The sequence below is a fragment of the Methylobacterium sp. 285MFTsu5.1 genome, from assembly GCF_000383455.1.
Classification (GTDB): Bacteria; Pseudomonadota; Alphaproteobacteria; order Rhizobiales; family Beijerinckiaceae; genus Methylobacterium.
Genome location: NZ_KB911273.1, coordinates 44,009 through 56,949, shown reverse-complemented (window position 1 = coordinate 56,949; position 12,941 = coordinate 44,009). Strand labels below are relative to the sequence as shown.

The following is a 12,941-nucleotide window of genomic DNA, read 5'->3' as shown; positions in this document are numbered from 1 at the left end:
CCGCACGCCGCCGCGTCACCACCGCATCACCAAGGCCGCACGGCCGCCCGAGCGTGGCGTCGCTCGTCGCGCCGGCCGACCAGCAGGTGGATCGCGTCGACCGTGCCGGGCACGCAGGCATCGGCCACGTCCTGCCGCGTCAGGCCGATATCCTTCAGTTCCCGGTCCGACAGGGTCGACAGGCGCTGGAGCACGCGGCGGTTCATCGCCGCCCGCGTCAGGCCCGCGCGCACCTCGGCGGCGACCGTCAGCACGGGCCCGGCCATCCGGGCGAGCCATCCGCCGCGCGATCTGATCCGGGATCCGATCCGGGTTTCCAGGGCGGCGGTCTCTGTCAGGCACTGAGTCATGGATCCCCTCCTCCATCGTTCCGGGGCGTCGCGATCCTGGCGGGCGGGGGCTGGCGGCGACAGGAACACTTCGGTACGGTTCGGAAGAATTGTCCGGACGACTGAGCAGTACGGATGACGGTCGAAGTCAGAAGCCCAGGGACGCGCGTCGAGGCCGTGGTCGGCGAGATCCGCGAGCGGATCGCGGCGCGGCGGCTGGTCCCGGGCGTGCGGATCCCCTCGGTCCGGGCCTTCGCGGAGACGATGGGCGTCTCGAAATCCACCGTCGTGGAGGCCTACGAGCGCCTCGCCGCCGAGGGCGCCGTGGTGCCGCGGCCGGGCTCGGGCTTCTACGTCGCCGGCAAGACCCGGCCGCTCTCGCTCCAGGCGATGGGGCCGCGGCTCGACCGGATCGTCGACCCGCTCTGGATCACCCGTCAGGCGCAGCAGGCCGGCTCCGACCAGCTGAAGCCCGGGGCCGGCTGGCTGCCCGATTCCTGGATGCCCCACGAGGCGATCCGCCGGGGCCTGCGCCGGGTGGCCCGGGCCGACCTCGCCGAGATGACCAACTATGACCGGCCCCTGGGCTACGAGCCCCTGCGCCACCAGATCGCCCGCAAGGTCGGCGAGAAGGGCGTCGGCGCCGAGCCCGACCAGATCGTGCTGGTCGAATCGGCTACGCAGGCGCTGGACCTCGTCTGCCGGTTCCTGCTCCAGCCCGGCGACACCGTGCTGGTCGACGATCCCTGCTACTTCAACTTCCTGGCGCTGCTGCGCGCGCAGCGCGTGGCGGTGGTCGGCGTGCCGATCACGCCGGAGGGGCCGGACCTGCAGGCGCTCGCGACCCTGCTGGAGCAGCACCGGCCGCGCTTCTACCTGACCAACGCCGCCCTCCAGAACCCGACCGGGGCGAGCCTCGCGCCGACCGTTGCGCACCGGCTCCTCAAGCTGTGCGAGGCGCACGACACGCTCATCGTCGAGGACGAGATCTTCGGCGACCTCGAGCCCGAGGCCGCCCCGCGGCTCGCCGGCTTCGACGGACTGGAGCGCGTGATCCAGATCGGCAGCTTCTCCAAGACCCTGTCGGCGGCCGCGCGCTGCGGCTGGATCGCGCTCCGGGCCGACTGGGTCGAGCCGCTGGTCGATCTCAAGCTCGCCCTCAGCCTCGGCAACGGCCACATCACGGCCGCGCTGGTGCACGCGCTGATCACCGAGGGCGCCTACCGGCGGCACCTCGCCGAGACCCGCCGCCGGCTCGCCGGCGCGATGGTGCAGGCCTCCGCGGAGCTGCGCGCCTGCGGCCTCGAGACCTGGGCGCAGCCCCGGGGCGGCTTCTTCCTGTGGATGCGGCTGCCCGACGGGCGCGACGGGGCCGACGTCGCCCGCCGGGCGCTGGCACGCGGCATGGTGCTGGCGCCCGGGACCTCGTTCAGCCTGTCGGATGCGTGGAACGGCTACATGCGCTTCAACGTGGCCCACTGCGCCGATCCGCGGATCCGGCCGATCCTCCGGGAGGCGCTGGGCTGAGGGGCACGGTCAGGCCGGCAGCCGCAGCTCCGCCCGCAGGCCGCCGAGATCCGACCGCCCGAGGCTCAGGCCGCCGCCGTACAGCTCGGCGAGCTCCAGGGTGATCGGCAGCCCGAAGCCGTGGCCCGGCACGCCCTCGTCGAGGCGCCGGCCCCGGGCCATGACGGCGGAGGCCGCCGCCGGGTCGAGGCCGGGCCCGTCATCCTCCACGACTACGGCCACCGCGCCGTCGCGCGCCGACGCCGAGACCCGCACGCGGCCGCGGCACCAGCGGCAGGCATTGTCCACGAGGTTGCCGAGCATCTCGTCGAGATCCTGGCCCTCGCAGGAGACCGACAGGGTCTCCGGGACGTCGAGGTCGATCGCCGCGCCCTTCTCGGCGTGGATCCGCGTCAGCGCCGCGCGCAGGTCCGACAGCCGGGGCGCCAGGGCCGTGCGGCCCCGGGCCGAGCCCGCCAGGGCCGCGGCCCGGGCGCGCCGGAGGTGATGGCGCACCCGCCGGTCCATGTCGTCCACCTGCCGGCGCAGGGCGCCGTCCGGGTCGCGGGCGGGCTCGGCGAGGGCCATCGACAGGGTGGCGAGCGGCGTCTTGAGGGCGTGGGCGAGGTTGGCGACGTGGCCGCGGGCGCGCTCCAGGTTCTGCGCATTCTGGTCGAGGAGCGCGTTGAGCTCCGCCACCATCGGCGCGATCTCGGCCGGCTGGTCCGCCGGCACGCGCTCGTGCCGCCCTGCCCGGACCGACGCGAGGTCCGCGCGCAGGCGCGTCAGCGGCGCGAGGCCCAGGCGCACTTGGAAGGCCAGGCCCGCGAGCAGGCACAGGCCGAGGATGCCGAGCGCCAGGGCGAGGCTCGTCAGCGCCTCGCGCAGCGGCCCGCGCAGCTCCCCCTCCGGCGCCGCCACCACGATCGTCGCCGGCTCGGGCCCGGGCACGGTCAGCACGCGGGCGACGAGGGGCTCGCCGCGCGGCCCCGTGCCCGAGGCCGGATGCGGCCGGCCCGGATCGTCGTCCGGTCCGGGATCGGACAGGCGGATGTCCCCGCCCCGCAGGGAGCCGGATCGGATCGTCTCGGCGCCGCGGCGCACCTCCCAGGCCCAGCCGGGGCCGGGCCGGTCGAAGGGCGGCGCGTCGAGACCCTGCGGGAGGATCCCGGCCTCGAGCCCGGCCCGCAGGGCGACGATCTGCGCGTCGAGCCGGCCGTCGAGCTGCCCGCGCACGAAGCGGTGCAGGATCACACCGATGGCGAGGCCCGCCACCACCAGGGCCGCCAGCACCAGCACCAGGGCCGACGCGAGCAGCCGTGTGCGGAGCGAGCGGCGCCGCGCCGTCGCCGCCATCAGGCGGGCTCCGCGTGCAGGCGGTAGCCGTGGCCGCGCACGCTCTCGATCCGCGCAGGCGCGATCTTCCGGCGCAGGCGCGTGATGATCACCTCGACGGAGTTCGAATCGACGTCGGCGTCGCCCTCGTAGACCCGCTCGATCAGGTGCGGGCGCGGCACCACGGTCTCGCGGTTCAGCATCAGGCAGGACAGGACCCGCCATTCCAGGCCGGTGAGCTTGAGCGGCAGGCCCTCGTGCTCGAAGGCGCCGAGACCCGGATCGAAGCTGAGGGGACCGCAGGTGATCCGGCTCGCGCCCCCGCCCTGGGACCGGCGCACGAGGGCGCGGAGGCGGATCACCAGCTCCTCCACGCGCACCGGCTTCACGAGGTAGTCGTCCGCCCCCGCCTTGAAGGCCGCGACCTTGTCGCTCCAGCCGTCCCGGGCGGTGAGCACCAGCACCGGCAGGGTCCGGCCGGCCCCGCGCCAGGCCCGCAGCACCGAGACGCCGTCGCCCTTCGGCAGGCCGAGATCGAGCACGACGGCGTCGTAGCCCTCGGTCTCGCCGAGATGCTGGGCGTCCTCGCCGGTGGCGGCGTGGTCGAGCACGAAGTTCTCGGCGCGCAGGACCTTGGCGACCTCCGCCGCGAGGGCGGCGTCGTCCTCCACCAGCAGGATCTTCACCGGTCTCACCTCCCCGTCTGGACCGCGGCGGCCGGCCGGTTTCGCCCGCTGCCGCCGGCACTTAGGGCCGTGGTCTCACGTCGGCTCCCGGGACGGCCGCCCGGGCGCCGACCTGTCGGCCCGCATCAACGCCCGCTGCCAAGCCTCTGAACCCGCACGGGTTCCACACGGAGCGCTCTAGGGCGGCGCGTTTAACCGGGCCTGAACCGCGCGGTTCAGACCGGATTGCCGGCGCCTCCCTAGGAAGGGGCATCGGATCGAGCGGATCCGGACCCTCCAGAGGATGAGATCATGAGCGACGACAAGACCATCGACGGGACCGCGCGGGAAGTCCGCGAGACCGAGGCCGCCAAGCCGGCGTCGCGGGCGGTGCCGCGGCGGACCTGGGTGGTGGGCGCGGTGGCGCTGCCGCTTGCCCTGGGCGCCGTCGGCCTGTCCCTGGCGCAGGGAACGCCGTTCCAGCCGACGCCGGTCGCGCCGGTGGCGATCCAGGCCCTGGCCCCCTCCGGCGCGACCGCCATCAAGGGTGAGGTCGCGGAGATCTTCGGCAACAAGTTCGTGGTGCAGGACGGGACCGGGCGGGCCCTCGTGGAGACGGGCCGCGAGGGCGAGGGCGGCGGCCTCGTCGCCAAGGGCGAGACCGTGACGGTGCAGGGTCGCTTCGAGACCGGCTTCCTGCGCGCCCGGGTCCTGACCCACGGGGACGGGCGCACGCTGCTGCTCGGGCCGGCCGGCGGCCCTCCGACCGGCAGCCTGGACTGGGCCAAGGACCGGCTCGGTCTCGGGCCGAAGCCCGACATGGCCGCCCTGACCGCCTCGCTCCAGGCGGCGGGCTACGGCGACGTGCGGGTCACGGGCCGCGGGCCGCGCCATCTCGAGGTGGCCGCGAAGGACCGGGACGGCCGCGAGCACCAGCTCCATGTCGGCTTCGACGGCCAGGTGCGGGAGCGCCCGGCGCCGGGGCTGCCGCCGCTCTGAGCCGTGCCCGGGCGGGCCCGCGTGCAACCCTTCCGCGCCTGCCGCGTCCTCCTGTCTCTCGCCGGACAGGAGGTGCGCGCCGTGGAGCCGATGAAGCCGATGGAACCCATGGAGCCCATGGAGCCGATGAAACCGATGAAGGGCGCGGAGCCCTGGTGGCCGAAGGATCTCGGCGAGCCCGCGACCAGCGGCGCGCAAAACGGGATGAGGTACGCGTTCTTCCCGGACAAGCGCCGCCTCCTCGTCGACCGCGACGGGCAGGTCTCGACCTACGACAGCGGCGACCACCGGATCGGCGGCGTCGCGCAGGCGGACGGGGCGGCCCAGACCCTGACCTTCACCGGCCAGGACGGCGAGGTCGACCTGGGCTCCCTGAAGAAGCTCGACTGAGCCCGGCGTGGACAGGCCGGGACGGCGCGCTTAAGCCCGGCCCAACCATGCGAGCCGTCCCGCCAGACCCCGCGATGCCATGCGCGCGCTGATCGACCTCGTCCGCGCCATGCGGTCGGCCGACCGGCGCCGGCTCGCCCTGATCGCCCTCGGCCTCGCGGCGGCGGCGCTGCTCGAGGTGGTGGGCGTCGCCTCGGTGATCCCGTTCCTGACGCTGGTCGGGGACCCGTCGGCGGCGACCCGGATCCCCTACCTGGCCCAGGCCCGGAGCGCCCTCGGACTGACCGACGAGCGCGGCTTCCTGCTGGTGACCGGCGGGGCCGCGCTCGCGGCGATCCTCGTCACCGCGCTGGTGAATGCCGGGCTGACCTACGCGCAGCTCCGGTTCACGCACCTGGCCGGCTACAGCCTCAGCCGGCGGCTGCTGTTCCGCTACCTCGACCGGGAGCGGCTGTTCTTCGCGAAAGCCAACAGCGCCGAGCTCGCCAAGAACGTGCTGTCCGAGACCGACCGGCTGGTGATCGGCGCGCTGACCCCCGCCACGGTGCTCGCCTCGCGGGCGAGCTCGGCGCTCGCGGTGATCGCGTTCCTGCTGGCCTACGCGCCGCAGCTCGCGCTGATCCTGGGGGGCGGCTTCGGCGGCCTCTATGTCGGGATCTACCTGGTGATGCGCGCCCGGCTGGCCCGGCTGGGCGGCCGCACCGTCGCCGACAACGAGGCCCGCTTCCGGATCGTGCAGGAGACCTTCGGGGCGCTCACCGAGCTGAAGCTCTACGGGCGCGCGGAGGCGTTCGCGTCGCGGTTCGACGCCCCGGCCCGGGCCTACGCCCTCGCCACCGCGGCGAGCCAGCTCACCGGCCAGATGCCGCGCTTCGTCATCGAGGCCCTGGCCTTCGGCGGGGTGATCGTGGTGGTGCTGTTCGCGCTCGCCCAGGGGCTCGACGTCGCCGGCATCCTGCCGCTGCTCGGCCTGTTCGCCTTCGCGGGCTACCGCATGCTGCCGGCCTTCCAGAACATCTTCACCTCGGTGGCGCTGATGCGCTTCACCCTGCCGGCGGTGCGGGTGATCGTCGACGAGCTCGCCGACGAGCGCGAGCCCCGGCCCCGCACCGCGGAGCGTCTGCCCTTCGCGCGGGCGATCCGGCTCGAGAGCCTCGGCTTCGACTACGGCACCGGCCGTCCGGCCCTCGCGGGGATCGACCTGACGATCCCGGTCAACGCCACGGTCGGCCTCGCCGGGCGCACCGGCTCGGGCAAGTCGACGCTCGCGGGCCTGATCCTCGGCGTGCTGGGCCCGACCGCCGGGCGGATCACCGTGGACGGCCGGCCCCTCGATGCCGGCACCCTGCCCGCGTGGCAGAACCGGATCGGCTACGTCCCGCAGGAGGTGTTCCTGGTGGACGGGACCGTGGCGGAGAACATCGCGCTGGGCCTCGACGCGCCGGACCTCGCCGCCGTCGAGCGGGCGGCGCGGCTCGCCGGCGCCCACGACTTCGTCGCCGCCCTGCCGCACGGCTACGCCGAGCGGGTCGGCGAGCGCGGGGCGCGGCTGTCCGGCGGCCAGCGCCAGCGCGTCGGCATCGCCCGGGCACTCTACCACGACCCGGACGTCATCGTCTTCGACGAAGCGACCTCGGCCCTCGACGACGAGACGCAGGCGGCCGTGATGCGGGCGCTGCGCGCCCTCTCGGGCCGGCGGACGCTGATCCTGATCGCCCACCGCCTCTCGACCCTGGAGGGCGCCGACGCGGTCCACGTCCTGGAGGCCGGCCGGATCGTCGCTTCCGGGCCGCCCGAGGCGGTCCTGCCGGGGCTCGGAACGGCGGCCTGAGCAACCGCGCGCCGGGGCCTTGCGTCCGGCCCCGCCTCCGTTACCTCGGCTCACCGAGGCAGACCGGGAGAGCACCGTGACCACGCGCATCGAGCTGACCGCACCGGACGGCACCACCGCGACGCTCGCGACCGACGGGGCCGAGCCGGTCTCGTGGCGGGTCGGCGGGACCGAGTATCTCTGGAGCGGCGATCCCGAGCACTGGAACCGCCACGCACCCTGGCTCTTCCCGGTGGTCGGCGCCTCGGCGGGCGGGCACGTGACGGTCGGGTCCGAGCGCTACCCGATGGCCCAGCACGGCTTCGCCCGGGACCTGCCCTTCGCGGTGGTCGACCGGAGCGCCGACGCGGTGACCCTGCGCCTGACCGACGGGCCCGAGACGCGGGCGCACTACCCGTTCGCGTTCCGGCTCGACATCGCCGCGCGGGTCCGCCCGGCGGGGCTCGACCTCGACGTGACCGTCGCCAATCCCGGCGCCGTCCCCCTGCCCTACGCCCTCGGCTTCCACCCGGCCTTCCCGTGGCCCTTCGCGGGCGGCACCCGCGCCCGCGACGGCGGCTACGCGGTCGCCTTCGAGGAGGCGGAGCGGCCCTTCGCCCCGCAGGTCGGCCCAGGCGGCCTGCTGCTGCGCGACGAGCAGCCGATCCCCCTCGCCGGGGACACGCTGCCCCTCGATCCGGCGCTCTTCACCGAGGCCTTCGTGTTCCGGAACGCCCGCAGCCGCTGGATGCGCTTCACCGGCCCCGGACGATCGATCCGCATGGAGATGGCGGATTTCCCCCACCTGGCGGTCTGGACCAAGCCGACCGCACCCTTCCTGTCGCTGGAGTGCTGGACCGGCTACGCCGACTGGTCGGACTTCGCGGGCGACCTCGCCGCGCGCGATTCGCAGCGTCTGCTCGCCCCGGGCGCCGCGGCGCGCCACGGCGTCCGCCTGACGCTGGAGACCTAGCCCTTGCGGATCTGGGTGGCGCGGCCCGAGCCGGGAGCGACGCGGACCGGGGCGGCCCTGGCCGAACTCGGCCATGTGCCGCTCGTGGCGCCCGTCCTGGCCGTGCGGCCGACCGCTGCGGCCCCGCCCATGAGACCCTTCGCCGCGCTGCTGCTGACCAGCGCCAACGCGGTTCCGGCGATCCGCGACGCCCCGGCCCTGCGCAGACTCCCGGTCTTCGCCGTCGGCGCTCGGACGGCCGCCCTGGCTCGCGCGGCCGGTCTCGGCCCCGTCCGGGAGGGGCCCGGCGACGCCGCGGGCCTCGCCGGCCTGGTGGCGGCGACGCTGCCGCCCGGCCAGCCACTCCTCCACGCGACGGGAGCCGAGCGCAAGCCGGAACCGGCGGCGACGCTCACGGCCGCCGGATTCCGGGTCACGGCCTTCGTGGCGTACCGGGCCGAACCGCTGGACCGCCTGCCGCCGGCGGTCGGCCGCGAACTCGCCGAGAACCGCCTCGAGGCGGCCCTTCACTATTCCCGGCGCAGCGCTGCCGTCGCCCTTGCCCTCGCGGATGGATCGGAGCACGGCGGAGCTTTCCGCCGGCTGAGGCATTACTGCCTATCGCCGGATGTTGCGGCACCCCTGGAAGCGGCCGGTGTTCCGGTCCATTTCGTCGCGGCACGCCCGCGCGAAGCGGACCTGCTCGGCGCCCTGACAGGGCGACCGGGCTAACCGCGCGGTGACAGGGAGGCCGGGCCGCCGTATCTCGCCCTCGCGCCCGGCGCCGCCGCGGTGCTAGGGGGGCGCGGCGACGCCGAAGAGTTGGAGGACTTGCCCGTGACGCCACCACCCAGCGACGCCGACAAGCCCGGCCCCGGCGGCTGGAAGCCGGACGCCGCGCCCGGCAAGCCCGGGCAGTCCAGCCCGCCCGGTGGCGCGTCCCGACCGGCCGCGACGTCGGCGTCCACAGCCTCCACGTCGGCCTCGACGTCCGCTTCCACGTCGGCCTCGATGTCGGCCTCCACCTCTTCCACCGCCGCCGGCGGCGTGCGGGGGCCGCAGGGATCCGCGTCCGGAATGCCGCCCAGGCCGGCGACCGACCCGGTCGTGACCGCCAAGCCCGGCACGACCGATCCGAAGGCCGACGCCGGCAAGCCGGTCTCCGGGGCCGACAGCCTGAAGCCGTCGACCGGCCCGGCCGCCCAGTCGGCCGGTGCGAAGCCCGATCCCGTGACGGCGGGCGCCGCGTCGTCGGCCTCCGACGGCAGGACCGGAGCGTCCCCCGCGTCGTCGTCGACGGCCTCCACCGCCGCGTCCGGGACGTCCGGCGCGAAGATCGATCCGAAGGCCGCGCAGCCCGGAACCGGCCCGCAGGGCGGTCCCCGTCCGGGGGGAGGCGCACCCGGCGCCGCGGGCCCGGCAGCGGCCAGCGCGGTGACGGCCGGCCCGATCATCGACCTGAAGGCCAAGCGCATCCCGGATCCGCCGGCCGCCGGCAAGGAGCCGGGCAAGGACGCTTCCAAGGACGCTTCCAGGGATACTTCCAAGGACGCCTCCAGGGACGGCAAGGAGCCGCCGAAAGGCCCGATCCCCGCGGTGGCCGCCGTCGATCCCGGCAGGAGCGCCGCCGCGCCCGCCGGCCGGGCACGGGCCGGGTTCGGCTCGCTCGCGGCCGCGGGGCTGCTCGGCGGCGTGATCGGCGCCGGCCTGCTGTTCGGCGCCGAGAAGGCCGGGATCGGTCCCGACCCGCGCCTGAGCGCCCTGGACCAGAGGCTCTCCGGCCAGCTCGCGTCCCTCGACAAGCGTCTCGACGGGCTGGCCCCGCGCGACGCCGTGACGGCGCTCGACAAGCGCGTCGCCGCCGCCGAGGCGAGCGCCAAGCAGGCCCTGGACAAGTCCGGTGCGGCGCCCGCGTCCACCGCCGACGGGCAAGCGGCCGGTCAGGCCTCCGGTCAGGCCCCCGCGGTGCCGCCGGATCTCGTCGCCCGCCTCGACAGCCTCGACCAGCGCGTCGCGGCCCTGCAGGAGGAGCCGGGTCAGGAGCCCGGTCGCGACCAGCCGGCCGATTCGAAGCTCGGCGTGGTCCAGGACAACGCGAAGCAGATCGCCGACCTCGAGACCCGCCTGAAGGCGGTGGAGGATGGCGGCGCCAACAAGGGCGCGGCCGAGGAGGCCGCCCGGAAGGTCGCGGCGCTGCAGAGCGAGGTGGAGCAGAAGACCAAGGCGAACGCCGAGGCCGACGCGGCCCTGGGGCAGCGCCTCGACGCGCTGCAGCAGGCCGTCGACGCGCGGGTGAAGGCCGCGACCGAGGCGGTCCAGGCGGCGACCCAGGCGAGCCGCACCGCCGCCGAGGCCGGACAGGCCCAGGCCGCGGAGGCCGCGAAGGCGGTCGACCGGCGGCTGCAGGAGCAGGCCGACCAGATCGCCGCTCTGGACAAGAGCGTCGCGCAGCGCGCCGAGGCCAGCACCGTCCAGGCGGCGCTCCGGGTCGTCGTCGCCGACCGCGTGGCGGCCGCCCTGGAATCCGGGACGAGCTACGCCGAGCCGCTCGCGACCCTGCGCAAGCTCGATCCGGGGACCGACGCGCAGGCCAAGGCCCTCGCGCCCTTCGCGGACGGCGGCGCGCCCTCGGCGGCCGATCTCGCCGACACGTTCCGGCCGATCGCCGAGCGGATCGCGGCCAAGCGGCAGGCGCAGCGGGCCAAGAGCGCGGCCGAGACCGGCGATTTCCGCACCAAGCTCCTCAGCATGGCCGACGGTCTCGTGCAGATCCGCAAGGCCGACGCGCCCGCCCCCGAGGCCGCGGACGATCCGGAGAGCAAGGTCCAGGCGGCCCTCGACCGCGGCGACCTGTCGGCGGCCTCGGCGGCCTTCGCGGCGCTCCCGGCCGAGGCGCGGGATCAGGCCGGGGATTTCGGCGCCAAGCTCAAGGCCCGGGCCGAGGCCGAGCAGGCCGTGCGCGCGCTGCTCGACGGCGCCTTCAAGGCCCTGCCGGTCGGCGCCGCCCAGCCGGCCCAGGCCGCCCCCGGGCGCTAGGCCGGTGAGGGCCCCGATCCGCGCGCTGCGCGGCCGCACCATCTCCGAGCGGGCGCGCAGGCGCCCCGCTCCTCCCGCACCCCGCGACGGCCGCCAGCCGGCCGCCGACAGGAGATACTGACCCCATGTGGCGCGCCCTCGCCTTCCTGGCCCTGCTCGCACTCGCCGCCTTCGGGGCGGTCTGGATCGCCGACAGGCCCGGCACCGTCACCGTCGTCTGGAACGGCTACCAGATCGGCACCAGCCTCGCGGTCGCCCTCGTCGGCGTGATCGCGGCGGCGATCGTCCTGGGCGTCCTCTGGGCGATCGTGCGCGGTGTCATCGGCCTGCCCGAGGCCCTGGTCCGCGGCTCGGCCGAGCGGCGCCGGGCCAAGGGCCTCTCGGCCCTCTCCCGCGGCATGGTGGCGGTGGGCTCGGGCGATCCCCTGGCGGCCCGCCGCTTCGCGGGCGACGCCGAGCGGCTCCTCGGCACCGAGCCGCTGACCCTGCTGCTGAAGGCGCAGGCGGCGCAGATCTCTGGCGACCGGGACGCGGCCGAGAGCGCCTTCCAGCGCATGGTCGACGATCCCGAGACCCGGGTCCTGGGCCTGCGCGGCCTGTTCGTCGAGGCCCGGCGCCGCGAGGACGAGACGGCCGCCCGCGCCTACGCCACCGAGGCCGCCCGCCTCGCCCCGAGCGTGACCTGGGCCAACGAGGCCCTTCTGGAGGCGCAGAGCGCCGACGGCGACTGGGCAGCCGCCCTGGAGACGATCGAGCGCCGCTCGTCCCTCGGACTGATCGACAAGGCCGCGGCCCGACGCCAGCGGGCGGTGCTCCTCACCGCCATCGCCGGCGAGCGCGAGGCCGGCGAGCCGGAAATCGCCGCGGAGCGGGCCCTGCAGGCGGTCAAGCTCGCCCCCGACCTCGTGCCGGCGGCCTGCATCGCCGGCCGCCTCCTCGCCCGTCGCGGCGACGTCAAGAAGGCCGCCCGGATCGTCGAGGCGGCCTGGAAGGCCAATCCCCATCCCGACCTCGCGAAGGTCTATCTGGGCCTGCGTCCCGGCGATTCGGTCCGCGACCGCCTCGCCCGCGCCGAAGTCCTGGCGAAGCTGTCGGTCTGGGACCCCGAATCCCGCCTCGCCCTGGGCCAGGCCGCCCTCGACGCGCGGGACTACAAGCGGGCCCGCGAGGCCGTGAAGCCCCTGCTCTCCGACCGTCCGACCGCCCGGGCCTGCCTGATGATGGCGGCCATCGAGGAGGCCGAGCACGGGGCCGCTTCCGGTCAGGCCCGCGAGTGGCTGGCCCGGGCCGCCCGCGCCCCGCGCGACCGCGTGTGGATCGCCGACGGCATCGCCACCGATACCTGGGCGCCGGTCTCGCCGGTGACCGGGCGCCTCGACGCCTTCGCGTGGCGCGAGCCCCCGAACACGCTCGGTGCCGCGCCCGCGGTGGAGCCGGAGGCGGACGCCGCCGGCCCGGCCCTCGTGCCGGCGGCCCCGAACGCCGCGGCGCCGGGCGCCAGACCGCTCGCCTCATCGGTCCCCGTGTCGCCTCCGACCGTGTCCCCCGCCGCCGCGACTGCTCCGGTCCCGTCGCCGACACCCGCGTCGACCTCCGCGTCGGCCCAGGCCGCGTCCTCGGCCTCGGTCGCGTCCGCGGCGTCGACCTCCACCGGCCCGATCCCGACCGTCCTTCCGGCGAAGGCGAGCGCCTCGAAGGCGGCCGGTGCCGACCCGGTCTCGGCCGGGATGGCGTCCGCGGCGCTGCCGCCTTCCGGCTCGGGTGAGCGGCCGGTTCGTCGGATCGGGTGACCGGTTTCACGGCGCGCCGGCCGTCCGAGCGCGAGATGACAGGAGCGCCGCGGGGTCACGAACATGCCGGGGCGTTCGACTATTGCAAGTTGAATGAGCCGGCGCGCCGTGTAGCTTGTCGTGAGCTGC

At 75.7% G+C, this 12,941-nt stretch carries 12 protein-coding genes; 8 read left to right on the top strand and 4 right to left on the bottom strand.

Going from position 1 to position 12,941, the window contains the following annotated elements:
* Nucleotides 1-26: 26 nt before the first annotated feature.
* A complete protein-coding gene (locus H288_RS0108865) occupies nucleotides 27-350 on the bottom strand; it encodes a DUF1127 domain-containing protein (RefSeq protein ID WP_020092233.1) in 324 nt (107 codons plus the stop codon).
* Between the two features lie 114 nt (nucleotides 351-464).
* Here H288_RS0108865 and H288_RS0108860 point away from each other — a divergent pair, with 114 nt between their 5' ends.
* Nucleotides 465-1,856 carry a PLP-dependent aminotransferase family protein gene (locus H288_RS0108860; protein ID WP_020092232.1) on the top strand — a complete coding sequence of 464 codons (1,392 nt, stop codon included), beginning with the start codon at nucleotides 465-467 and terminating at the stop codon, nucleotides 1,854-1,856.
* A 9-nt stretch (nucleotides 1,857-1,865) separates the two neighbouring features.
* Here H288_RS0108860 and H288_RS0108855 read toward each other — a convergent pair whose 3' ends face one another.
* Nucleotides 1,866-3,191 (bottom strand): ATP-binding protein, encoded by a 1,326-nt coding sequence (locus tag H288_RS0108855; protein ID WP_020092231.1) that lies wholly within the window; start codon nucleotides 3,189-3,191, stop codon nucleotides 1,866-1,868.
* Nucleotides 3,191-3,856, bottom strand: coding sequence for a response regulator transcription factor (locus tag H288_RS0108850; protein ID WP_020092230.1), 666 nt, complete (start codon nucleotides 3,854-3,856; stop codon nucleotides 3,191-3,193). Before H288_RS0108850 ends, H288_RS0108855 begins: the two co-directional genes overlap by 1 nt.
* Before the next feature lie 291 nt (nucleotides 3,857-4,147).
* Between H288_RS0108850 and H288_RS0108845 the strand changes: the two genes are divergently transcribed.
* From H288_RS0108845 to H288_RS0108825, 5 genes are all read left to right on the top strand, one after another.
* Nucleotides 4,148-4,834 (top strand): DNA-binding protein, encoded by a 687-nt coding sequence (locus H288_RS0108845; protein WP_020092229.1) that lies wholly within the window; start codon nucleotides 4,148-4,150, stop codon nucleotides 4,832-4,834.
* A gap of 21 nt (nucleotides 4,835-4,855) precedes the next feature.
* On the top strand, nucleotides 4,856-5,224 hold the full coding sequence (locus tag H288_RS0108840; protein WP_234082875.1) for a hypothetical protein: 369 nt from the start codon (nucleotides 4,856-4,858) through the stop codon (nucleotides 5,222-5,224).
* A gap of 79 nt (nucleotides 5,225-5,303) precedes the next feature.
* Nucleotides 5,304-7,055: an ABC transporter ATP-binding protein gene (locus tag H288_RS0108835; protein ID WP_020092227.1), complete on the top strand. Its 1,752-nt coding sequence runs from the start codon at nucleotides 5,304-5,306 to the stop codon at nucleotides 7,053-7,055.
* Nucleotides 7,056-7,131: 76 nt separating this feature from the next.
* Nucleotides 7,132-8,007, top strand: coding sequence for an aldose 1-epimerase family protein (locus H288_RS0108830; RefSeq protein ID WP_020092226.1), 876 nt, complete (start codon nucleotides 7,132-7,134; stop codon nucleotides 8,005-8,007).
* Nucleotides 8,008-8,010: 3 nt separating this feature from the next.
* Nucleotides 8,011-8,718, top strand: a complete 708-nt coding sequence (locus tag H288_RS0108825) for a uroporphyrinogen-III synthase (RefSeq protein ID WP_020092225.1) — start codon at nucleotides 8,011-8,013, stop codon at nucleotides 8,716-8,718.
* On the opposite strand, the gene H288_RS35905 is transcribed toward H288_RS0108825, so the two are convergent.
* Entirely contained in the window at nucleotides 8,715-9,293 is a 579-nt protein-coding gene (locus H288_RS35905) for a hypothetical protein (RefSeq protein WP_234082874.1), read from the bottom strand. The genes H288_RS0108825 and H288_RS35905 overlap by 4 nt on opposite strands.
* Before the next feature lie 127 nt (nucleotides 9,294-9,420).
* Here H288_RS35905 and H288_RS32215 point away from each other — a divergent pair, with 127 nt between their 5' ends.
* Together H288_RS32215 and H288_RS0108815 are read left to right on the top strand one after the other, a co-directional pair.
* Nucleotides 9,421-11,022 carry a translation initiation factor 2 gene (locus tag H288_RS32215; protein WP_234082872.1) on the top strand — a complete coding sequence of 534 codons (1,602 nt, stop codon included), beginning with the start codon at nucleotides 9,421-9,423 and terminating at the stop codon, nucleotides 11,020-11,022.
* Between the two features lie 125 nt (nucleotides 11,023-11,147).
* Nucleotides 11,148-12,812, top strand: a complete 1,665-nt coding sequence (locus H288_RS0108815; RefSeq protein WP_020092222.1) for a heme biosynthesis HemY N-terminal domain-containing protein — start codon at nucleotides 11,148-11,150, stop codon at nucleotides 12,810-12,812.
* The last annotated feature ends 129 nt before the right edge of the window (nucleotides 12,813-12,941 follow it).